The organism is Enterococcus alishanensis (assembly GCF_019218635.1).
Lineage (GTDB): Bacteria > Bacillota > Bacilli > Lactobacillales > Enterococcaceae > Enterococcus_A > Enterococcus_A alishanensis.
The window spans coordinates 87,971-111,445 of record NZ_JAHUZB010000002.1; the positions used below are offsets into that span (position 1 = coordinate 87,971).

Consider the following 23,475-nt stretch of genomic DNA (forward strand, 5'->3'; position numbering starts at 1 on the left):
AAAATTAAAGTAACAAAAACTAATTTAACAGACGTTTTAATCGTTGAACCAGCTGTGTTTGGTGATCATCGTGGTTTCTTTACCGAAAGTTACTCAGCTGAAGATTTCAAGGCAGCAGGTATTGATTTTGATTTTATTCAAGATAATCACTCTTTATCAACAGAAGCGGGAGTGGTTCGCGGATTGCATTTTCAAAAAGGACAATCTGCTCAAACCAAATTAATTCGAGTTGTTACTGGTGCTGTTCTAGATGTTATTGTGGACATTCGTAAAGGGAGTCCAACTTACGGTAAATCAGAAGGGTATATTTTATCTGAACATAATCATCGTCAATTGTTAGTTCCTCGTGGCTTTGCCCATGGATTTGCTACCTTGACGCCGAATGTGAATTTCTTGTATAAATGTGATAATTATTATGATGCAGCAGCCGATGGTGGAATCGCTTTTAATGATCCTGAATTAGGAATTGACTGGCCGATTGATATTGATAAAGCAATCACTTCAGAAAAAGATCAAAAACACCCAACATTGAAAGAATTTGAATCAGAAAATCCTTTCATCTATGGTGAAATTTAAGGAGAAAATTATGAAAAACATTATTGTTACTGGTGGTGCTGGTTTTATTGGCTCAAACTTTGTACATTATGTGGTAAAAAATCATCCAGATGTTCACGTGACTGTTTTGGATAAATTGACTTATGCAGGTAATGAAGCCAATTTGGCTGGCTTACCGAAAGATCGTGTTGAATTAGTTGTTGGTGATATTGCTGACTTTGAGTTGGTAGATCAATTGGTGGCTAAAACTGATGCAGTTGTCCATTACGCAGCGGAATCTCACAATGATAATTCATTAAAAGATCCATTTCCTTTTGTGCAAACCAATTTAATTGGGACGTATGTATTATTAGAAGCTTGCCGGAAATACAAGGTTCGCTACCATCACGTATCAACAGATGAAGTTTATGGAGATTTACCATTAAGAGAAGATTTACCAGGACATGGTGAAGGTGAGGGTGAAAAATTCACTGATAAAACGCCATATAATCCATCTAGTCCGTATTCATCAACTAAAGCTGGCTCAGACTTATTAGTACGCGCATGGGTTCGCTCGTTTGGATTACAAGCAACGATTTCAAATTGTTCAAATAATTATGGTCCTTACCAACATATTGAGAAGTTTATTCCTCGTCAAATTACCAATGTTTTAATGGGAATTAAACCCAAACTTTATGGTGAAGGTAAAAATGTTCGTGATTGGATCCATACAAACGACCACTCTTCAGCTGTTTGGACAATCCTGACAAAAGGAGAAATTGGTGAGACTTATTTAATCGGTGCTGATGGCGAAGAGGATAATAAAACAGTGATGGAAATGATTTTGACTGCAATGAGTCAACCAAAAGATGCTTATGATCACGTTACAGATCGTGCGGGACATGATTTACGTTATGCGATTGATTCAACAAAATTAAGAGAAGAATTAGGCTGGCAACCAGAATTTACGAATTTTGAGAGTGGCCTAAAAGATACGATTCAATGGTACACAGACAATAAAGACTGGTGGATTGCAGAAAAAGAAGCTGTTGAAAACAGTTATGCAAAAAATGGTCAATAATAAATGAACGTTTTGCTGAGGGCGGGATTTCCTGCCTTTTTTTGAGAGGAGAATTGAAAATGATTTTAATTACTGGAGGCCATGGCCAATTAGGTACTGAATTAAGAAAATTATTGGATGAAAAAAATGTTGATTACATTTCTACGGATGCTCATGATTTAGATATTACAGACAAAGAGGGCACTTTAAAATATATCAGCGATTTAAAACCTGAATTAATTTATCATTGTGCTGCCTACACAGCAGTGGATAAAGCTGAAGAAGAAGGCAAAGAACTAGATGAAAAAATTAATGTCGAGGGTACCCGTAATGTAGCTGAAGCAGCAAAAGCTGTAGATGCAACATTGGTCTATATTTCAACGGACTACGTTTTTGATGGTAAGAAAAAAGATGGTATGTATAAAGAAGATGATGCCAAAAATCCACTAAGCGAATATGGTCGAACAAAATTATTAGGTGAACAAGCTGTTCAAGAAATTATGGATAAATATTACATTATTCGAACTTCTTGGGTGTTTGGTTTATATGGACACAATTTTATTTTCACCATGCAAAAATTAGCTGAAACCCATGACAAATTAACGGTTGTGAATGATCAATTCGGCCGTCCGACGTGGACTAGAACATTGGCTGAATTCATGCATTTTGTTATTGAAAAACATGCTGATTACGGTATTTATCATTTATCTAACGAAAATAGCTGTTCATGGTATGAATTTGCGAAAGAAATTTTAAAAGATACTGACGTAGATGTACAACCAGTCACATCGGCAGAATATCCTCAAAAAGCGACTCGTCCACAATATTCTGTTATGGATTTAAGTAAAGCTGAAGCGTTAGGTTTTAAGATTCCGACTTGGCAAGAAGCTCTGTCACAGTTCATTGCTTTAGAAGGAAATAATAAGTAAAAAAGAGGTGAGAAGATGTTTAATATTGTAGTTGTTTTATATGGTGTTACTTATCAAGAATCAACTACGGTTAATAGTTTAAAACATCTTCTCTCAAAAAAATCCTATCCTGAGTTAGCGGAAATTATTTTATTTGATAATAGTCCAAAAACTTATTGTCCTAATGATTTACCGGCTCAATTTACATACATGCATAGCGAAGAGAATGTTGGGCTGGCAAAAGCTTATAATTATGCTCTGAATTTTTCCAAAGATAAAATTGATTGGCTGATAACTTTTGATCAAGATACCGTAGTGACTGCAGAATATTTAGCTTTAATGATTGAAAATCAAAAGCAAGTATCTGATACGATTGTCGCGATAGCTCCAATTATTCAGAATGGAGAGCAACAAATTTCACCGGTAAGCAGTAATACTTTAAGACCATTAAAGGAAAAAAAAATTGCACCAAATCAAATTTATCTTCAAAATATTATGGTAATAAATTCTGGTACGGCAGTTAAAGTGGAATTTTTAAAAGAGATTAATGGTTATAATGAAGAATTTCCTCTAGATTATTTAGATCACTGGTTATCATGGGAAATTTTTGCAGAAGGAAAAGAAATAGAAATTATTGATACCGATTTGCAACATGACTTATCTGTTCTTAATTATCAGCAAGTCTCGCTTGTTCGTTATCAGAGTATTCTTAACGCAGAAACTAAATATTTTTCTAAATATCAAACAAAGCTTGCTAAAACTTATTCCAAGCAGTTATTATTACGTGTAATGAAACATCTAATTAAAGGACGCTTTTCTTTTGCAAAGTTAACATTTCGTTATTTTTTAATTTTTTTGGAGGAAGTCAATGGAAGCAGAAGTACAGCATCGATCGAGACGAAAAAGTCGAAAAAAAAATAAAATCAGAACAAATAACTTTACCAATATTGGTAATATTTTAATTAAAGGACGATTTGTCATTGGTCTATTACTGCTCATTTTGATTGTTTCTTTAAATTTAAATGGTAGTTCCATCAATGAATGGAATAAAATTTTGTCTGAAGATTCCAATGAAAAAACAAGTGATATTATTTTTGGTAAAAGTCGCGGCGCGCGTTCAGATGAATGGATGGTTCAAACACCTTTCTACTTATCTCAGGCGGAAGCGGATTATCCGTTAAATAATGATAATTATGGACTTAGTGGCCAAAATATGGTGATTGCTTATAATTCACCGGTTAAAGATATTACAGCAATTGGTAAACCATTTAACTGGGGCTTCTTTTTTTTAGGAAGGGATAGAGGATTATCATTTTATTGGGGTTTTAAATTAATTGCGCTATTTTTGCTGAGTTTCGAATTATTAATGATTTTAACGAAAAGAAAAAAAGGTCTGTCTGCTTTAGGTAGTTTTATGATCACCTTTGCACCAGCTGTTCAATGGTGGTTTATGCAACATGTAGGCGATTTGGTTTTCTTTACTATAGCAATTATGGTGGCAGTCTATTACTTTTTTGCGCCATGGACCAAACGTTGGCTAAAATTATTAATGGTTCTATTGGGTAGTATTTGTGCTATCGGATTTGTCCTAGTAATTTTTCCAGCGCATCAAGTAATTTTCGCGTATATGTTGATTTTTTGGTTAGTTGCTGTCATTTTACAGTTTAAAAAGGAACTAAGAGATCCAATTTTTATAGCTATCAGTGTAGCTCTTTTTATAACTATCGTTGGTGGTGTACTGCTGTACTTTTATAGCACGTCAAAAGAAGCGTTGGAAGCAACACTTAACACAACATATCCAGGCCACCGTGTTTCTACTGGCGGCAATTTAGATTTCTTCCAATTATTTATGTTTCTAACCAATTGGAAACTCCCTTTCAAAACGATTAATTTCGGAAATCAAGTTGAAGCAGCGCGGTTCTATAATTTATTTTTTGTTGCAATCTTTTTACTACCGATATTTTATCGTAAAAAAAGATTTAGACGGGAAAACTATTTAGGAACCAGTTTAGTTGTTACAGCTCTCTTTATTCTTTTTTGGATATCTGTAGGCTTGCCAAAGGGTTTAGCGGAACTAACTTTGTTGTCATACGTACCGGTCAATCGCGCATTGTTAACTTTTTCTTTTGTATCAATGCTAATAACTTTTTGGTTTATTAGTGTGATTTTAGATAGTCGGCAGTTAAATATTTATCTTCGATCATTGACAGTTCTTTTATTAGTGTTGTTAAGCTTTGCTACAATTTATCCTTCTTATATCAATTGGTATTTAAGTATTCCGGAAATGATTATATCCGTTTTAGTTTTTGGACTCGTTACTTGGTTGATTTTAAGTAAAAATATGAAAGTGTTAGCTCCTATACTAATTGCTGTGACCGTAGCTTCTGGTTTTTTTGTAAACCCAATAGTAAAAGGCACCGATACTATCTATGAGAGTAAATTGGCTAAGGCAATTTTAAAAATTAAACAAGAAGATCCCAATGCTTTGTGGTTATCAGAAGGATCAATTTACAATTTTGTTCCAGCGTTGGGCGTCCACACCTTAAATAGTGTACGCTTTTATCCAGATATGGAAATGTGGGATATCGTGGATTCTAAAGGGAAAAATGAAAAAATCTATAACCGATATGCACATGTTAGTGCGTATCTTACTGCTGAAAAAACTTCTTATAAATTAACCAATCGAGATTCTTTGACAGTTAATATAAATTATAAAACTGTAAAAAAATTGAATGTAAAATATATTGTTAGCCGTCGCTTGTTGGAACAATATGAACCTTTTGGTTTTGCCAAGTTTGAAAAAATGTACGGGGGCTCTAGTAAAAAAAGTTGGAAAGTCTATCGTGTAGTTTTTAATGAAGAAGAACCTGCAGCACCTGAAACACCACCAGTAAGCAACACTATTCCAGAAATTAACATGAATGAGAATCAATATAACTACTATAGTTATTAAAGTAGGAGCGTTTTATGAGAAATAAATTTACAAAAGAGATGAATACAATTTCAATTGTTCTATTATTTGGAATGATAATCCTGTGTTATTCACTTTGGACTTTTGGTATCCGTAATCAGTTTATGTTTGGATTATATAGTTCGATGCAACAAATCATGTTTATTATGGCCAGTATTGGTATTTTTATCAATCTCGCAAAAATGAAAAGTGTTGATATTATATGGATTTTATTAGCTATTTTTTCAATTGTCTTTTTTGTATTTTTTAATAACTTTAGAGAATCTAATTTCTTCCGAGATACAGCTCTGGCACTGATTATTTTTACAGTTTTAAATGTAAAATATACGGAGTTTGATAAATCAGCGCGAATTTTTTTATTAGGAATTGTTGGTATCTTTTTATTGATTACAGTTTATCGGATATTTACTGAGATACCTGTAACAGAAGGGGTTTCAATCTGGTCTGGAAAAAACAAGCCCCAAGAAATTTGGATCAATACAAATACAATTGGTGCCTCAGTGATGACACAAGTTTTAATTATGGTCCCGTTATTGCATTCTCTGAAAATAAAATGGACGCAAACCATTGTATATTTACTATACGTAATTGGACTATCAAGTCTTTGGGTTGTTCAATCTCAGGCAGCTTTCTTTGCATTAACAGTTTTCGTTTTAGTTGATATCTGCCCAAAAGAGATAATCGTCAAGAAAAAAAATATTTTAAAAGATATTTATACAGGATTTTTAGTTTTGATTTTTCCTGTTTCTCTTTGTTTGGCATATTCAGAAAAAATTGATTTATTTACTGGTAGAGAGGAAATTTGGCAGTCTTTTTATCATAAACTTTTCGAATCTGCTGAAAGTTTTTTGGTTGGACCCAAACCATTTGTCTTTATCCGTCGTGGTGTAATTCTAGGTCATCATAATAGCTATAATGCTACTTTGGGACAATATGGCCTAATTGGTTTCATTTTGTTAATAAGCTTTATTGTATATAATGTTTGGACGGTTGTTTCCAAAAAAACTTTTTCTAGCTTACAAGCAGGCTTTCTAATCGCATTTTTTAGTGTATTGCTACAATCAACGATGGAAGACGGATTAATGGCGGCTTTTTGGATTCCAGTTACATTTATATTGTTAGGTTTTGCCTTAAAAACAGATAACAAAAAAGGTGATATATCTAGTCTACCTAGGAATAGAGCATCTCGTCGAAATCGCAGAAGAAAATAAAAAAGTTGTACTTTTACATTTTGTAAAAGTACAACTTTTTTTAAATGGTTAAAAATAAGTAACCATAACAAATCATGCCCACTAAAAAAATCATTCCGGTTAAAAAATCATTTGTTTTCTTCGGAAGTTTTAAGGATGCAAACAAGGATAAAGTAACTAAAATAAAAATCCCAAAGGTAAAAATATAGGTGCGAGTCGCCGAGGCCCAAATAGTTGGCGAAAAGCCCATCATCATTCTGGAAGCCAATCCAGCTAACAGCAGAATGATGGAGAATCCTCCTTGAATAGTTAGTCTTTGTAAATAAAGTATCGAAATTAAAACAGCCATAAAAGTGATAGCTAAGATAATATCTGCTATCCAAGTTTCAGGATTAGCTAAATTAAAAGCAGTACCATATCCATTGAACAGCGCCAAAATTTTCTTTACAAAAGAAAAATTCCATAGATCATTAAAACTAAAAATAATTGAGACAATTAATGGAATAAATCCCAAAAGACTTATAACTAGCGGTTTTTTCTTTAACTTTAGATAATAACCGACTAAGATTGCTAAGAGTATTGTGAATAAAAAAATTGTTATTTGTTTATCAAAAAACAAATGTCTAACAGTTGAAGAGAAGCCTAACTCTAATTTTCTAAATAATGTGAGTTTTTCAAAGTCTGGAAACCAATTAGCTACTTCCTGCTCATAACGGATATCATTTCCATTTGCTGAGAGCACGTAGAACAAACTTAAAAAGTTAATCACAAAAAAAGGCAACAGTATTTTAATCCGACGTTTCTTTATTAGCAGGTAACCTAAAAAGACTAGGTAAAAACCTAATAATAATGCGCACATTTGCTCCTGATTACAAGCATATAAGGCCGCCAGCCAGCTAATCAAATAAGTTGGCTGATTGACTTTTTCATCGTGTAGATACTTGGCAATTGGATATAGGGAAACCAGTCCTAAACTGTATACCCACAAATAGTTAGTAGTTGTAGCAATCCAACCAGTTTCATTGAAAAAAGTTAGCGGCATAGTAAAGAATAAACCACCAGAAATTAATATGTCTGATGTTTTAACTGCATTATTTTTTTTCAAAAGAAAGGGTGGTAGGCTGATTGCCAAAAACATGATTATACTATTACAAATTCGCCAAAATATATGGTACTTGACACTTAGAAGCGTGAAGATCTCGATGACAGTTCTGGAACTCCAGGTTTGATAGCGATTGACTAAAAAAGCCAAAATATCACCGTTGAATTTATTCATTAAGGGATCATAGAATAAGAAATCATCGTCACCAAAACCTGTTAACTGAATTTTAAGATTTAAGATAAAGCAAGCAATTAAAAAAGCTGTTAATGTAATAAACAGCCATTGTGGTTTGTTTAAATTTCTTAGTTTTCTTTGCACAGAATCACTCCTTACAGGCAACCAAATTATACCATAAAAAAACTTTTAGCTAACTATTTCTAAAAATTCATTTAAAATGCTTTATTTGTATTGATGGTTTACCTGAGGTTTGCTTGCTTTTGAAGAGGTGTTTCTGTAGAATGGGACTGTTAATCATTGCTAGAAAATAGATAAAAACAGTGAACGAGAGGAAATAAAATGTTTAAAGATGTATTTGATTTTTTCAAGGATATTTATCAAAATCGGGTGTTGCTAAAACAGTTTTCAATGAATGATTTCAAAGCCCGTTATGCAGGTTCGGTATTAGGGATTTTTTGGGCTTTTGCCAATCCATTGGTTATGGTATTGACCTACTGGTTTGTATTTAGTTTTGGATTCAGATCAGGTGACAAGGAAGGATTACCCTTCATTTTGTTTTTAATTTCAGGTTTGGTTCCTTGGTTGTATTTCTCAGAAAATCTTGGAGCAGCAACCAATGTATTTCGTGAATATAGTTATTTAGTAAAAAAGGTAGTGTTTAATATTCGCATCTTACCGACTGTTAAACTAGCTTCGAATATTTTTATCCATGTATTCTTTATTGCTATTACTTTTATTGTAGCAGCGGTTAATGGGATATTTCCGAGCTTACAAAGCATTCAACTGATTTATTACTTGTTTGCTATGATGATGTTCTTGACGGGGTTAACTTGGATTACGTCATCAATTCAACCATTCTTCCCAGATATCAATCAATTTATTGTTGTAATTATGCAAGCTTTAATGTGGGGAACTCCGGTTTTATGGAGTGTGAATGATTTTGCAGGACACCCAACTATTCAATTTATTTTAAGACTAAATCCGATGTTTTATGTCGTCCAAGGCTATCGAGATGCTTTTTTTGGTCGGGCATGGTTCTGGGAAAGCCCACAATTAACTATTTATTTCTGGGTAGTGACAATCGTAATGTTATTACTCGGCGCAGTAATCTTTAAACGTTTGAGACCACATTTTTCTGATGTGTTATAAGGAGAAAATTCATGACTGAAGCAGTAATTGAAATTAATCACTTAACGAAAAAATATGATATGTATAAAAAACCGGTGGATCGTCTGAAAGAGGCTTTAAGTATTCGCCATAAGTCTTATCATGAGGTTTTTTATGCTTTAAATGATGTCAATGTTAAAGTCGATCAAGGAGAAATGATTGGTTTTATTGGCGAAAATGGCTCTGGCAAATCAACTATTTTAAAAATTATTACAGGCGTATTGACACCGACAGATGGTGAAATCAATATTAGAGGAAATATCGCCGCTCTTTTAGAATTAGGTTCTGGTTTTAATCAAGAATACACAGGTTATGAAAATATCTTCTTAAATGGGATGGTATTAGGTTATTCCAGAGAAGAAATGGCTGATAAAGTTGATGATATTATTAACTTCGCGGACATTGGTGATCATTTATATCAACCAGTAAAAACTTATTCTTCAGGGATGATGGTCCGCCTTGCGTTTGCAGTAGCTATCAATGTTGACCCAGATATTTTAATTGTTGATGAAGCATTGGCGGTAGGGGATTTAGAATTCCAATTGAAATGTATGGAAAAATTTACTGAATTTCGAAATGCTGGTAAAACAATTCTTTTTGTTTCCCACGATGTGAATGCCGTTCGTCGTTTTTGTGACCGGGTTTATTGGTTAAAAAATGGTGTGGTAGAAGCAGAAGGTGAAACGATGGAAATCACCGAAGAATATGAAAACTTCCTAAAGAAAAAATCTTTGAAAACTGTTGATCGTGACAGCTCCGTGATGGAAGAATTTTCTGCTTACGATATTGTTGAAGTTACCAAAGCTGAACTTTTGGATGGTGAGTTGAATCCGTTAGAAATTATCGAGCAAGATAGTCGTGTTGTAGTAAAGGTTAATTACACAGTTAAAGATGATTCAATCAAGAAACCAGTTCTTGGTGTTGCTATTCGAACGGTTGATAATCAGTATGTTTGTGGGCTGAATACATTATTAGATGAAGAATCGATTCCTTGGGAAAAAGGCGAAAATGTCTTTTATTTAGATTATCAAAAAATGGCCTTACTAGGTGGCGAATATTATTTTGATGTGGCTATCTTTGAAGAAAATGCAACTGTTCCATTGGTTTACAAAACACGCTATTTAACAATGTTCATTACTGGTAAATATGTAGGCGAAGGAATCGTCGTATTAGATCACAAATGGAAGGATAAAATTTAAATGATGAAATATGACTTTGATTTATCGTTGGATCAACATACAAGCGTTGGCAAAATCATTGCTGAAATCAAAAAAGGTAGCAAAGTCTTAGAATTTGGTCCTGGAAATGGTCGAATGACGAATTATTTAGTCAATGAACTAAAATGTGATGTTTCTATTGTAGAATTTGATCCAGTATTATTTGAACATGTAATGAATACGGCGCAAAATGGCTATTTAGGAAATATTGAAGAATATAAATGGGTGGATTATTTCGCTGGTCAAAAGTTTGATTTTATAATTTTTGCTGACGTTTTAGAACATCTAACCAATTCGGAAGAAGCATTGAGAAGATGCCGCGATTTTCTTAGTCGTGAAGGTGAAATATTAGTTACTTTTCCCAATATTACCCACAATTCTGTGTTGATTAATCTTTTTAACGAAAAATTAGATTGGAATCAGTACGGTCTATTAGATCGTACCCATAACAGCTTTTATACCCAAAGTGGTTTTGAGGATTTGTTTTCGCGGATTGATTTACACATTCGCAAAGAAGATTTTACTTATGCCCAAGTAGGCCAAAATGAGATTGAGTCAAACTATGAGGATTTACCTGCAATTATTCGCTATTCATTTAAACAACGTCCGTTTAGTGAAGTTTATCAGTATTTCTACGCTTTAAGGAAAGAACCTGTAGCAGAGCCTGAGAGAACGATTCCGGTAAATTCTAATAATAATACACAAATTCAGTTGGCTTATCGAATTGATGGTAAATATGAGATTGAACCTTACTTAGTAAACCATAAGACCAAAGAAAACTTAGTAACTGAACATCATGCACCAGTTGAAACAGAGCGCTTGCGAATTGTTGTGGGACATTTTCCATCAACTGTTCGAATCTCAGTTGTTTCAAATAATCAGTTGTTGCCAATTAGAAACACCAATGCTGACTGGTATCAAGAAGATTTATTTGTTTTTGATCAGATTGAAGAGGAGCCATTTATTACGGTTTCCGGTCGTCACGTAGCAGATAAAGATTTTACTGTGACAATTGAAGTCTTGAATGAAGAAGAATTTTTACCTATCAATCAACTGATATTCAAAGATCTTGCTGACAATAAAAAAATCGAACGATTATTACGTGCTAAGATGGATTTTTATGACAAGTATCATTATGAATTAAGCAAAATCCCTTTTAAAAACCCAGATGAGTATGGTGATAATGAAGATCCAAACATAAATGACCAAATCAAAATAACGGTGGAGTCCCTTGAAAATAATGAAGTAGATAACGAACTGATTGTTAAAGGTTGGGCCTATAAAATTGCTACGGAAGAACCAGTTGATTTTTTATTGGCAGAAGGTAGCAATGATTTGCACGTAAATCATCTTTATCGTCCGGATGTAAATGAAGTGTTTGATTTGATGGACGATGTAAAATATGGTTTTATTTTAACCATTAAAGATTATCAGATTACTGATAGTTTTAGATTTTTAGCGATCACTAGAGAGAGTCAAGTTTTCCCTATTACTGTCTCGTTACCTGAGAAAAAAGTTGTTTCGACGGCCAGTAGAATTCGCCGTGTCTTAGGAGTGATTAGACGAGAAGGATTGAGCCAAGCTTATAAAAAATTCCAATTGCGTAAACAACAAAGCGCAGATTACGAAGATTGGATGGAAAAAATTGAAATACCTAAGAGAGTAGCTTTGATAGAAGAAGCCAAAAGCTTAGAATTTCAGCCTAAAATATCATTGGTGGTTCCAGTTTATAATGTAGATGAAAAATGGTTACGGGCATGTGTGGGTTCTTTAACAATGCAAATTTATCAAAACTGGGAACTATGTTTAGCCGATGATAATTCACCAAAACCTCATATTAAACCATTATTACAAGAATTGGCAGCAGAAGATGACCGTATTAAGGTAGTTTTCCGATCTGAAAATGGACACATTTCTGAGGCAACTAATTCTGCTTTAGAAGTTGCAACCGGAGAATATATCGGATTTTTAGACAATGATGATATTTTAGCTGATACAGCTTTGTTAGAAGTGGTTAAAGCATTAAATGAAAATCCTGAAATCGAGTTTATTTATACAGATGAAGATAAGTTATCAATGTCAGCTAAACGATTTGATCCATTTTTCAAACCTAACTGGAACGAAACCTTGTTATTAGGGCATAATTATATCACTCATTTTGTGGTGGTGAAAAAAAATGTTATCGATCAAATCGGTGGTTTGAGAACGGAATTTAATGGCAGTCAGGATTACGATTTTGTTTTACGTGCGACTGAAACTGCTAAAGAAATTAAACATATTTCTAGTATGGCTTATCATTGGCGGACGATTGAAACATCAGTTGCGATGGATCCTCAAAGTAAAGAGTATGCTTATGTTGCTGGTCAAAACGCAGTTGCTGCAGCTTTAGAACGTCGTAAAATCAAAGGGAAAGTTAGCATGACTAAAAATTATGGTGCTTATAAAGTTGATTTTACTTATGCTAAAGAACCAAAAGTTTCAATTATTTTTGCTAAGGATTTAACTGATGCAACCGTTATTGAAAAAATGATTGAACTAACAAATTGGGAAAACTTTGAAGTGATTGTACCAACTAAGATAGCTGAAAAAATTGATATAGCTAAGGTTATAGGTGCTGAAAATACTACTAAAGCTGTTGAGCAAGCAACTGGAGAATATTTAGTTTTTCTATCTGCAGATTTATCACCCACACGAGCGAATTGGTTACACGAGGGAATGAACTTTGCTCAATTACCTGATACAGGAATTGTAACCGGAAAAATTATCAGTGACTATGACGCAATCTTAAATATCGGCGTGGTGATTGATCAAAGAAATGAGACTCTCGTTTATGAACAACAGGGCCTATCTAATAAAACGATTGGCAATTATTTTAGACCCACATTGCCACGGGAAATTTATTCTGCGACAGAAGACTGTATTATTATCAGAAAAAGTGATTATTTAGCGGTAAATGGTTTTGATCTTAATTTACCTAAAGAAATAATGGGCGTTGACTTTAGTATTCGAGTTTATCGCGAATTAAATAAAAATATTATTTTCGATCCGTATTTTGAAATGATCGCGGAACAAGATCAACGATTTAATGTTAGAAGAGAAGAATTTCAAAAACTCTCAGAGAAACATTCAGTGGAAAACTTAAAAGATCCTTACATTAATTTTTATCAATTTAACATTGGAGGATAGCTTCGTGACAAAAAACAACTTAACAATTGCAATTGATAATAGTCAGTATCTTCCTGAAACCCAAGAATTTATTGTAACTGGCTGGGCACTTGATACCGGGACAAAAGCAGTACCCAAAATTGAAATTGTAGGTACGGGGATAAACGAGTCAAAGATTACTTATCAAGGACGTCACGATGTGGCTGCATTACACAAGACTAGTGCTACTTTACAAATGGGCTTTCAAATTGTCTTGAAAGTTAATAATCCGGAAGATAAAGTTGTGATTTCGTTTGTTTTGGCAGATCAAATCATAGAAAAAATTTTTATTCCTAACAATCAAATAATTACTCCAGAAAAAATGCCTTCAAAAACCCAGCAGTATTATACAAAAATCCGTAAAGGACTGGGTTATTTAAAGCGTAATGGTTTAAAAAGTACTTTGCGGCGCATTTCATTGGAGCAGGATAAACAAAGTGATGAAACCTATCAAACATGGATTGCTCAAAATGAAAATTGGGACCGTAATTCAATAGAAAAAGAAATTAAGGATTTTTCTTATCAGCCTAAAATTTCTATTTTAATGCCCACTTATAATGTTGAAGAAAAATGGTTGACCAAGTGTATTGAATCAGTAATAGGGCAGTTTTATGGGAACTGGGAACTGTGTATTGCTGATGACCATTCTACTGATGATAGTGTGCGACCACTATTAGAAAAATTTGCGGCTGAAGATGACCGCATCAAACTGTTTTTCCGTCCAGAAAATGGTCATATTTCTCGAGCAACGAATTCTGCTTTAAAAATAGCAACAGGGGAATTCGTAGCACTATTAGATAACGATGATGAGCTAGCGCCAATTGCGTTATATGAAGTTGCAAAGCTTTTAAACCGTCAAACAGATTTGGATCTTATTTATAGTGATGAAGATAAGATCGATATGGAGGGGCGACGATTTGATCCGGCTTTTAAACCAGATTGGTCACCAGATTTATTATTAGGAACAAACTATATTTCCCATTTAGGTGTTTATCGAAAAACAATTATGGATAAAATTGGTGGTTTTAGAGTTGGGTTGGAAGGCTCACAAGATTATGATTTAGTTTTACGGTTTACTGAACAAACGACAGCAGATAAAATTGGACATATTCCCCAAATTTTATATTATTGGCGTATCTTACCGAGCTCTACAGCAGCAGACCAATCGACTAAGAGCTATGCTTTTGATGCCGGATTAACTGCTGTTCAAGATGCAATCCAAAGACGTGGCATTAAAGCAACGGTCACACATGCTGCAGGAAATGGCCTTTATGATGTTAATTACGATATTCTTTCAGAAGATTTGGTCAGTGTAATCATTCCAACAAAAAATGGATATGATGATGTAAAACGCTGTATTGATTCAATTATTGCATTGACGACTTATTCTAATTACGAAATTATTTTAGCGGATAATGGCAGTGATGATCCTAAGATGACTACTTTATATCAAGACTATCAAGAACAACTTGGTGAAAGGTTTGTTGTTGAGGTGATTGATATTCCATTTAATTATTCACGTATTAATAATCTAGCTGCCAAAAAGGCAAAAGGTAAATATTTATTGTTTTTGAATAATGATACAGAGGTTATCACGCCAGAGTGGATGAGTAAAATGGTTTCTTTTGCACAATTTTCGAGAGTGGGTTGTGTTGGAGCGAAGTTATATTATCCTAACCAAACGATTCAGCATGCCGGAGTTGTTTTAGGCTTAGGCGGCGCTGCTGGACATGTACATCATACATTTCCAAGAGGAGATTTTGGTTATTTTGGGAAATTAGAAATTAATGTAAATTATTTAGCTGTTACAGCAGCTTGTATGATGATGCGTGCAAAAGATTTTTCTGAATTAGGTGGTTTTAACGAGGAATTAACCGTTGCCTTTAATGATGTAGATTTATGTTTACGAGAATATGAAGCTGGACATGACAATGTGTGGCTCCATGGTGCTGAATTGTATCATTTTGAATCTCAGTCTCGTGGTTATGAGAATACACCAGAAAAATTGGAGCGTTTCGAAGCAGAAACAGCCTATATGGAAGAAAAATATCATGAATATATTGAAAATGATCCTTACTATAATCCCAATTTGACTCGCCAAGGCGGGAATTTAGCAGTAAGAATTGATTAGTTGAACTCAGAGGATTTTCTCTGGGTTTTTTTGAAGAATGACTTTTTGATTTCTTTAACAATTATGATCAATCCTACTTTTTTCAAGCTAATTATGGTATTATCATAAATGGATTATTTTATCAGTTAGGAGTGTCATGATGAATAATAATGAATGGGGCGGGGCAAGAAGAGCAATCATTATTCTTTTTGATGTGATTTGTTTTAATTTTTCCATTTATTTAAGTTTTTTAATAAAATTTCATGGAAATATTCCAGCACGAAATTTTGAATCCTTTCAGAATTCAGCGATTTTTATTTCCCTTTTTTTTATTGCGTTAAACATTTTATTAGGATCTTATGTTTTTTATAATCGAATTATCAGTGATATTGTTTTTGTAACAGTGATTGGGCAGTTTTTAATGTCATTAGGAATTATGATTATCACTTTTGCAGGTCGCTGGTTTGCCTTTCCAAGGAGTGTAATTCTGTGGTCTTTTTTAATTGGGACAATTTTATTGATTATTTATCGGATCATTGTTTATCGTATTTATTTAAAACTGAGTAAAAATAAACAAGTCTTAATTATAGGCTTTGAAAAAGATGTAGCACCAGCTGTTCAAAATTTTAATTCTCAAAAAAATAATAAACATAAAGTTTATGGTATTGTTGTTGATCATTTTTTTGATCATCTAAAAGAATTAATTGACAATGTCGATATTGTTTATTTAGCTTCTGAAATCAATGAAAGTGAAAAAATAAATATATACCAACTGGTTACGAAAAAAGAAAAAAAACTTTTTTTGAATACCACATTTGAAAATTTAATGACAATTAATTCAAATATTATGAATTTTGAAGATGAAAGTATTATTGAGTCAACAGGTTTTAAAATTCCGACCGAGGATGCATTATTTAAACGTTTGTTTGATATAGTTATCTCAATCGTATTATTAATAATTGCTTCACCTTTTATGCTGTTTACGGCGATTTTAGTCAAAGTAACTTCGCCAGGACCAGTTATTTATAAACAAATTCGAATTACCAAAAATCAAAAAGAGTTTCCAATTTATAAATTCAGGTCAATGACTGCAACAGCAGAAGCGAAATCCGGACCTGTCTTGGCTAAGAGTAATGATGCTAGAGTGACACCAGTCGGTAAATTCATTCGAGCAGTTCGTTTTGATGAACTACCACAATTAGTTAATGTATTAAAAGGTGATATGTCGATTATTGGTCCAAGACCAGAGAGACCTTTCTTTGTTGATCAATTTAATCGAGAAAATCCATATTACTATTTGCGACACAATGTCCGAGCCGGAATCACAGGATATGCGCAAGTATATGGAAAATATGTTTCAGACTATAATAGTAAATTAAGATTTGATTTGTTATATATAAAAAAATATTCTCTTATGTTGGATTTAAAGATTTTACTGCAAACCATTAAAATTCTTTTTGATAAAGTATCATCTCAAGGAATAGAAGAAGCGGCAGTGACAAAATTATGCGATATTGATTTTCCTAAAGAGAGTATTTATTCATAAGGAGCGAAAATTTGTGAAAGTTGCGGAGATTAGTGTATTGATGTCTGTGTATCAGAAAGAAAAGCCTAAATATTTTGCTGCAGCCATCAAAAGTACCTTGGATCAAAGCTTGCTACCGCAAGAATTAGTTCTTGTATTAGACGGACCAATTACAAATGAGTTGCAAACAATAATTGATGCAAATAAAGATAATGGCAAAGTGTTAATTAGAGTTGTTCCTTTGAAAACCAATCAAGGCTTGGGTATTGCTTTAGCAAAAGGGGTTACAGCCTGTCAAAATGAATTGATTGCTCGGATGGATACTGATGATATTATGCGAGAAGACCGTTTAGAAAAACAGTATCAAGCTTTTTTAGATAATAAAAACTTAACTATTGTTGGATCTGATATCGATGAATTTACTGGTGATCCTTCCAACGTCATTGGTAAAAGAGTAGTACCCGAAACAAACAAAGATATTAGACAATTTTCAAAAAAAAGAAATCCTTTTAATCACATGACAGTAATGTTTAAAAAATCTGATGTCTTAGCAGTTGGAAATTATCAAGCTCTAAATGGTTTTGAAGATTATTATTTATGGGTTCGTCTATTAAAAGCGGGTTACCAGGGAATGAATATTAAAGAGTCGTTGGTATACGCTCGTGGTGGAGAAGATATGTACGCTCGGCGTGGCGGGATGAACTATTTTATTTATGGATTGAATGCACGAAAAGTTATTTATCAAAATGGACTAGGAAGTCTAAATGACTACTTTGTATCGATTAGTGCGCATATAGTAACTAGTATTTTACCTAATCGTGTGAGAGGTTTTGTATATAAAAAACTACTAAGACAGCGAGGAAAGCTTAATGAAGATTAAAGTGAATATTACTGGTTATAAAAGATTTCTAAAAAAATATAGTTTATTCATTGTTTTGTCGACTATCATTTGTGGTGCAGCTATTTCAGGAGCTGCTTACTTTTTAACAGGGAGAGAATACGTCTCTGAGTCCCAGTTATTAGTGAACTTGCCTCAAAATGAGGCTACAACAAATGCTGATGCTATCGTTGCAAATGAAGGAATGATCAACACTTACAAGCAAATTATTAAAAGTGATGAATTTTTAGATCTAATTGCAAAAGATAATAAAATAGATACTTCTGATTTAAAAGACAACATTCAAATTGAGCAAGTAGAGAATTCTTATGCATTTAGTGTTAATGTAACAGATAAATCTAGAAAAACTGTGGCGGCATTAAGCAAGCAAATTTCTACCCAATTTAAAAATACAATTAATCAATATGTAGAAGTTGAAAATGTCCAAATTTTATCTTCAAATATAGTGTCCAGTGATAAAAGCCGCTTAATTAATTTACTACGTTTTGCAGCTATTGGATTATTAACTGGATTTTGTTTATCAATGGGATTCGCTTTGATTAAAGAAAATGTCATATTTGAGTAGGCAAAATTATGAGTATAATTTTTTGGTTCTTTTTAGCTCAACCTATCTTAGGAATGTTCTTAGTTCCTAAATTTATTTTCACTGAAAAAAATAAAGTGATAGCTTACGCATTATTATTAGGTGCTTTTTTCGGCTATTTAGCTTATTTTATTGATCCATCTCCAACAATTGATTTGGCTCGTTACTTTGAGAAAATGGAAATGTTATCACATTTTTCTCTAAATAGATTTCTTAATTATTATGATTTGAGTGCACAATTAGACTTATCCAATTGGTTCTTTTTTGGTATTTCAAAATTAAATGATGTAAATTTAATGCCATTGATAGTCATGTTTTTTGTTTATTCTTCGGTGTTTTACATGATTTTAGATAATAGAAAGAGAAATGATGTTAGTAACAAACTTCTTTTTGTTCAAATGTTTATCGTCGTTTCTTTTTTGTCTTTTCCAGGAATTGCTAGTAACATTCGAAACATTTCAGCCTTTGTCTTTTTTATGTTGGGTTTTTATCTAGAAGTGTACCATGAAAAGAATTGGAAAAGAGTTATTTGGTTATATTTAGTGGCAATTTTAATTCATAAAACGGCTGTCATTTTGATTCTTTTGAGAGTACTAGCCTATTTCATTAATAAGTGGAAAAGTAAAAAAATCTTAATCACTATATGTTTAATTTTTCTATTGTGTTCTGTTTCAATTATTGTAGTTTATAAAATTATACATGTATTACCCATAGCGATACCATTTAGTTCTTTAGTTGATAAGGCCTATTCGTATGCAACTGGTTTTGGAAGTACTGATGATTATATGGTTTATATTGAAGGTAGCTTATTCATGCGTCTTCAAAAAATGTTCTTTTTGATTGTTAATCTGTTATTTTTAAGCTTTTTCATCATAACAAAACAATACAAAAAGATTTCTCAATTTTCAAATGAAAATAAAACCAATCAATTTTCAATTTTTATTTTTCTGGTTTTAATACTTACAATTGGAACAATCCCAATTACGTTACCTGTTTATTGGCGTTTTTCTTTGGTTACAGTAATATATTCCTGGTCGTTTATAACTAAAGATATCTTAAAAAGACAGAATTTTTTAATCATCATAATGTGTGTTTGCATTGGGGGGCTTTTATATCAAAGTCTTCTTTTGGCTCAATTTACTGATATAACTCAATTTATATTCCACATTTTTACAAACAATTATTTTTCGATATTTTTCGGTAAATGATTGTTTTACTAAGATACACTATATTTGAAAGCTAGGATGTTTGTATGGAGAAAAAAATCAGCGTCATTGTTCCTGTATTTAACGTGGAGGACTACTTAAAGGCTTGTTTATTATCAATTTCAAATCAAACTGTTCAAAATATTGAAATTATTGTTGTTGATGATGGTGCGACTGATAATAGCGGTGATATTGCTGATCAATATGCTAAAGAAGATCAAAGAGTAAAAGTCCTTCATCAATTAAATGGAGGGCTAAGTGCTGCTAGAAATACAGGATTGGATTACGCTTCCGGCGAATACGTATGCTTTATTGACAGTGATGACTGGATAGAACCTGATTATCTGGAAATATTATTAGAAGCATTATTAAAATTTGAAGCAGATATCGCTGTTTTAAAAATGAAAAAAATTCAAGATTATCATCAAATCACTAACTTAACAGAAAATAAAAATCAATGGGAATTGATGGATCGACAAGTCGCAATGAAAAATTTATTTATGAATAACAAAATTGGTTATTCCTCCAACAATAAATTGTTTAGAAGCGAATTGTTTTTGAATTTAAGATTTCCTGTTGGAAGGTTAATGGAAGACATGGCAACAACTTATCTGTTAATTGACCGTTCTCAACTTGTTGTTGTTAATCAATCTGAGAAGTACCACTATTTTCAAAGTCCTAATAGCATTTTACGAGGAAGTTTCAATCCAAAGAGATTAGAACTATTCGATATTCAAAATGAAATCATCCAATTTATTGATGAAAAATATCCAGATGTGTCAGTTAAAGTTAGAACTAGAACTGTTTACGCGGCTATCAGGATGATTATGGCTATGATTGAAAATCAATATAGCAATCGAAAGAATTTTGACTATGTGCTGGCATTTATTGAAAAATATCAGGATTGTTTAAACGAAGATCCTGATTTTTCTAAGAAGTTAAAGTATTTAGCAAAGTTTATTGCCAATCATCCAAACATGATTTTTTCATTTACTAGAAAGAAAATCATAGGCAATTTTTTATCAAAAATAGAAATGATGAGGTAAAAATGAAAAATATAAAAAAGTTCTTTTTTCGCAATATCTTACCACTTCTTTTTAGGCTATTTCCAATAAAATCTGACACGATTGTTTTTTCAAGTTTTGGAGGTAGAAATTATTCTGGAAACCCCAAAGTAATTTGTGAGAAAATGATTCAACAAGGCATTGATTTAAAGTATGTTTGGCTAATTAAACCTGAAGTAGAAGTGGATCTCCCAAAAGAAATACAGAGAGTGGCATATGATTCTTGGCGAGCAGCGTATTATTTATATACTGCTAAATTTTGGATAGATGATAGCCGAAAGACCATTGCTATAAAAAAAAGAGAGCCACAGATATATTTTCAGACTTGGCATGGTACGCCGCTTAAATTAATAGAATTTGATGCAAAAGATAAATTAAGTAATCATTATTTAAATTACTCTGCTCGTGATAGTGAATCTATTACTTATTTACTTTCGGGAAATCGATATTCCTCTGAAATTTATCCTCGTGCTTTTAAAATCTCTAAAGAAAAAATATTGAATATCGGTACGCCTAGAAACGATCAGTTGGCAATATATCCAAAGAAAGATATTTCTTTTTTTGAAAAAAAACAGTTAAATATTTTATTTGCACCAACTTTTCGCGACAACCTTTCAGAGAATGGAATTCCTCAATTGGAAAAGCTAAATATTCTTGAAATTAAAAAGTACTTTGCTACGCAAAATGTAGATATTATTTTCATGGTTAAATTTCATCCTAATGTAAACCGTAATTTATCAAATGATCAAACTAGTTTGAATTATATGAAAAAAAATCAGTTTAATTTATTACCAGATGGTCAATCATTAGAAGAATTATTTGAAGAAATTGATTTATTAATTACTGACTACTCCTCTATATTTTTTGATTATGCACTTTTAGGAAAGCCATTAATTCTTTTTAATTATGACGAAGCGGAATATAAACAAGAACGGGGTTTCTATTTAACTTTGACTGATTTGCCAGTTCCCACTGCAAAAAACGGTTTAGCATTGATTGATGTTTTTAAAAATCAAAAAGATAAATTAGAATATAGTAGTCAAAGATTACTAGATTTTATTGGCAATTTTGAGACTGGAAAAAGTACTGATTATATTATCGAGTTAATTTTGAAAGAAGTTTAGTATGAAAAAAACTATTAAAGATATTATGTATAATGCGGTCTACCAAGTATTTTTAATTATTTTACCCTTGCTTACAACACCTATTTTAAGTCGTAGAATTGGTTCTGAAGGGCTTGGGATTTACGGATATGTTTTTTCAATTGCCCAGTTTTTAATTACTGTTATTGCAATCGGCATGAGTCCGTTTAGAATAAGGAATATTGCAAAAGTTAAAAATGATCGAGAAAAGCTAACAAGTCAATTTTGGAATTTATACGCTATGCAATTTTTAATTGGCTTGATTTCTATTTTGTTTTATGTAGCGGTTATTTGGATTTTTCAAGTTAAGTATGCTTCTTTGTATTTGATTCAATTGCTCTTTATTATTGGGGTCACACTGGACATATCTTGGTTTTTTCAAGGCATTGAAGAATTTGCTAAGGTTGTTGTTCGTAATACTTTAATTAAAATTACTTCTGTCGTTTTGATTATTTTATTGATTAATAATCAAGAGGACCTTTGGTTATATATATTTATAACTTCAGCAGTTAATTTGGTTGGTAGTTTAGTTTTTTGGGTTGGTATTCATAAAAAAGTTGGAAAAATACAATTTGATCGAAAAATATTTGCGAGCATGTGGAAACCAGGTCTCTTTATTTTAATTCCGCAATTGTTTATGCAAGTCTATACAACTTTGGATAAAACTGTGGTGGGTCAGTTTGTAGATCCAACAGAATTATCATATTACGACCAATCACAAAAAATTGCTCGCATAATTTTGGCCTTGTTAACTTCTGTAACGATTGTCATGTTACCTAAGATGTCAAAAGCACAAGCAGAAGGAGATCGTCAAAAGATTGTCAGATACACCAAAAAATCATTTGATTACACCTTGATTTTTAGTATCATGTTTTTTAATATTATTTTTGCTAATACAATCACTTTTGTCCCTTGGTTCTTTGGCAATGACTTTATTAAAATGACCAGTAATATGTTGTTGGTGTCATTGATCATTATTTTGAGTCCACTTGGTGGAATTTTTTCAAATCAGTTTTCAATTGCAATTGAAAATGATCGTGCCTTTGCTTATCCTTTGATTACAGGTGCATTCATCAGCGTGATAGGGAATGTCTTGATTGTTCCAAAGTATGGAGCGATTGGCGGCACAATTGTACTGGTGTTTGTAGAATTTTCGATTTTTTTGATGAAAGTATTTTTAGTCAGGAAAGAACTAGATTTAAAACTTATTTTTGATAAATCAGTTGTGGTATTTACTGTTATTTCAATTTTTATTTCTTTGATCAGTTTCTTTTTATTACCAAATCACCTAGGACCACCGTTTGTCAATATGGTTTGGAAATCACTGTTAATTTTCTTAGTATACTTGATTGTGGCATGTGTAACATTTCCTGATTTACGACAGCTTTTGGGAAAATTTTTTAAGAGAGGTGCTTAAT

At 32.5% G+C, this 23,475-nt stretch carries 18 protein-coding genes; 17 read left to right on the forward strand and 1 reads right to left on the reverse strand.

All coding sequences use genetic code 11. The features are described 5' to 3' along the window. The first annotated feature begins 3 nt into the window (after positions 1 to 3). The 6 genes from rfbC to KUA55_RS04105 are packed head-to-tail and all read left to right on the forward strand — an operon-like array spanning position 4 to position 6,684. Complete coding sequence (gene rfbC, locus KUA55_RS04080) at positions 4 to 576, forward strand: dTDP-4-dehydrorhamnose 3,5-epimerase (protein WP_218325433.1); 573 nt, start codon at positions 4 to 6, stop codon at positions 574 to 576. Between the two features lie 10 nt (positions 577 to 586). Further along, a complete protein-coding gene (gene rfbB / locus KUA55_RS04085) occupies positions 587 to 1,615 on the forward strand; it encodes a dTDP-glucose 4,6-dehydratase (RefSeq protein WP_218324914.1) in 1,029 nt (342 codons plus the stop codon). Between the two features lie 59 nt (positions 1,616 to 1,674). Further along, on the forward strand, positions 1,675 to 2,523 hold the full coding sequence (rfbD, locus tag KUA55_RS04090) for a dTDP-4-dehydrorhamnose reductase (protein WP_218324915.1): 849 nt from the start codon (positions 1,675 to 1,677) through the stop codon (positions 2,521 to 2,523). 15 nt (positions 2,524 to 2,538) lie between these two features. Continuing rightward, on the forward strand, positions 2,539 to 3,423 hold the full coding sequence (locus KUA55_RS04095) for a glycosyltransferase (RefSeq protein WP_218324916.1): 885 nt from the start codon (positions 2,539 to 2,541) through the stop codon (positions 3,421 to 3,423). Next, positions 3,371 to 5,455: a DUF7657 domain-containing protein gene (locus KUA55_RS04100; protein WP_218324917.1), complete on the forward strand. Its 2,085-nt coding sequence runs from the start codon at positions 3,371 to 3,373 to the stop codon at positions 5,453 to 5,455. Before KUA55_RS04095 ends, KUA55_RS04100 begins: the two co-directional genes overlap by 53 nt. 14 nt (positions 5,456 to 5,469) lie before the next feature. Further along, positions 5,470 to 6,684 carry an EpaQ family protein gene (locus tag KUA55_RS04105; RefSeq protein ID WP_218324918.1) on the forward strand — a complete coding sequence of 405 codons (1,215 nt, stop codon included), beginning with the start codon at positions 5,470 to 5,472 and terminating at the stop codon, positions 6,682 to 6,684. A gap of 40 nt (positions 6,685 to 6,724) precedes the next feature. On the opposite strand, the gene KUA55_RS04110 is transcribed toward KUA55_RS04105, so the two are convergent. Then, complete coding sequence (locus KUA55_RS04110) at positions 6,725 to 8,083, reverse strand: DUF6056 family protein (protein WP_218324919.1); 1,359 nt, start codon at positions 8,081 to 8,083, stop codon at positions 6,725 to 6,727. Between the two features lie 198 nt (positions 8,084 to 8,281). Here KUA55_RS04110 and KUA55_RS04115 point away from each other — a divergent pair, with 198 nt between their 5' ends. From KUA55_RS04115 to KUA55_RS04165, 11 genes are all read left to right on the forward strand, one after another. Beyond that, positions 8,282 to 9,091 (forward strand): ABC transporter permease, encoded by an 810-nt coding sequence (locus tag KUA55_RS04115; protein ID WP_218324920.1) that lies wholly within the window; start codon positions 8,282 to 8,284, stop codon positions 9,089 to 9,091. A gap of 11 nt (positions 9,092 to 9,102) precedes the next feature. Continuing rightward, a complete protein-coding gene (locus KUA55_RS04120) occupies positions 9,103 to 10,308 on the forward strand; it encodes an ABC transporter ATP-binding protein (protein ID WP_218324921.1) in 1,206 nt (401 codons plus the stop codon). Beyond that, positions 10,309 to 13,512 carry a glycosyltransferase gene (locus tag KUA55_RS04125; protein WP_246601394.1) on the forward strand — a complete coding sequence of 1,068 codons (3,204 nt, stop codon included), beginning with the start codon at positions 10,309 to 10,311 and terminating at the stop codon, positions 13,510 to 13,512. A 4-nt stretch (positions 13,513 to 13,516) separates the two neighbouring features. After that, positions 13,517 to 15,661, forward strand: a complete 2,145-nt coding sequence (locus tag KUA55_RS04130) for a glycosyltransferase family 2 protein (RefSeq protein WP_218324922.1) — start codon at positions 13,517 to 13,519, stop codon at positions 15,659 to 15,661. Between the two features lie 136 nt (positions 15,662 to 15,797). Further along, positions 15,798 to 17,186, forward strand: a complete 1,389-nt coding sequence (locus KUA55_RS04135) for a sugar transferase (protein ID WP_218324923.1) — start codon at positions 15,798 to 15,800, stop codon at positions 17,184 to 17,186. Positions 17,187 to 17,199: 13 nt separating this feature from the next. Then, a complete protein-coding gene (locus tag KUA55_RS04140; protein WP_218324924.1) occupies positions 17,200 to 18,045 on the forward strand; it encodes a glycosyltransferase in 846 nt (281 codons plus the stop codon). Further along, positions 18,035 to 18,628 (forward strand): YveK family protein, encoded by a 594-nt coding sequence (locus KUA55_RS04145; protein ID WP_218324925.1) that lies wholly within the window; start codon positions 18,035 to 18,037, stop codon positions 18,626 to 18,628. Before KUA55_RS04140 ends, KUA55_RS04145 begins: the two co-directional genes overlap by 11 nt. A gap of 8 nt (positions 18,629 to 18,636) precedes the next feature. Further along, positions 18,637 to 19,854, forward strand: a complete 1,218-nt coding sequence (locus KUA55_RS04150; RefSeq protein ID WP_218324926.1) for an EpsG family protein — start codon at positions 18,637 to 18,639, stop codon at positions 19,852 to 19,854. Positions 19,855 to 19,898: 44 nt separating this feature from the next. After that, positions 19,899 to 20,897 (forward strand): glycosyltransferase family 2 protein, encoded by a 999-nt coding sequence (locus KUA55_RS04155; RefSeq protein ID WP_218324927.1) that lies wholly within the window; start codon positions 19,899 to 19,901, stop codon positions 20,895 to 20,897. Between the two features lie 2 nt (positions 20,898 to 20,899). Continuing rightward, entirely contained in the window at positions 20,900 to 22,039 is a 1,140-nt protein-coding gene (locus KUA55_RS04160) for a CDP-glycerol glycerophosphotransferase family protein (protein ID WP_218324928.1), read from the forward strand. 1 nt (position 22,040) lies between these two features. Further along, positions 22,041 to 23,474: an oligosaccharide flippase family protein gene (locus tag KUA55_RS04165; RefSeq protein WP_218324929.1), complete on the forward strand. Its 1,434-nt coding sequence runs from the start codon at positions 22,041 to 22,043 to the stop codon at positions 23,472 to 23,474. The last annotated feature ends 1 nt before the right edge of the window (position 23,475 follow it).

Excerpts from the sequence above, each read along its gene's own strand:
- KUA55_RS04125 (WP_246601394.1), top strand. The coding sequence starts at position 10,309 with ATGATGAAATATGACTTTGATTTATCGTTGGATCAACATACAAGCGTT.
- KUA55_RS04105 (WP_218324918.1), top strand. The coding sequence starts at position 5,470 with ATGAGAAATAAATTTACAAAAGAGATGAATACAATTTCAATTGTTCTA.
- KUA55_RS04150 (WP_218324926.1), top strand. The coding sequence starts at position 18,637 with ATGAGTATAATTTTTTGGTTCTTTTTAGCTCAACCTATCTTAGGAATG.
- KUA55_RS04120 (WP_218324921.1), top strand. The coding sequence starts at position 9,103 with ATGACTGAAGCAGTAATTGAAATTAATCACTTAACGAAAAAATATGAT.
- KUA55_RS04165 (WP_218324929.1), top strand. The coding sequence starts at position 22,041 with ATGAAAAAAACTATTAAAGATATTATGTATAATGCGGTCTACCAAGTA.
- rfbD (WP_218324915.1), top strand. The coding sequence starts at position 1,675 with ATGATTTTAATTACTGGAGGCCATGGCCAATTAGGTACTGAATTAAGA.
- KUA55_RS04160 (WP_218324928.1), top strand. The coding sequence starts at position 20,900 with ATGAAAAATATAAAAAAGTTCTTTTTTCGCAATATCTTACCACTTCTT.
- KUA55_RS04100 (WP_218324917.1), top strand. The coding sequence starts at position 3,371 with ATGGAAGCAGAAGTACAGCATCGATCGAGACGAAAAAGTCGAAAAAAA.
- KUA55_RS04095 (WP_218324916.1), top strand. The coding sequence starts at position 2,539 with ATGTTTAATATTGTAGTTGTTTTATATGGTGTTACTTATCAAGAATCA.
- KUA55_RS04145 (WP_218324925.1), top strand. The coding sequence starts at position 18,035 with ATGAAGATTAAAGTGAATATTACTGGTTATAAAAGATTTCTAAAAAAA.
- KUA55_RS04155 (WP_218324927.1), top strand. The coding sequence starts at position 19,899 with ATGGAGAAAAAAATCAGCGTCATTGTTCCTGTATTTAACGTGGAGGAC.
- rfbB (WP_218324914.1), top strand. The coding sequence starts at position 587 with ATGAAAAACATTATTGTTACTGGTGGTGCTGGTTTTATTGGCTCAAAC.
- KUA55_RS04115 (WP_218324920.1), top strand. The coding sequence starts at position 8,282 with ATGTTTAAAGATGTATTTGATTTTTTCAAGGATATTTATCAAAATCGG.
- KUA55_RS04135 (WP_218324923.1), top strand. The coding sequence starts at position 15,798 with ATGATGAATAATAATGAATGGGGCGGGGCAAGAAGAGCAATCATTATT.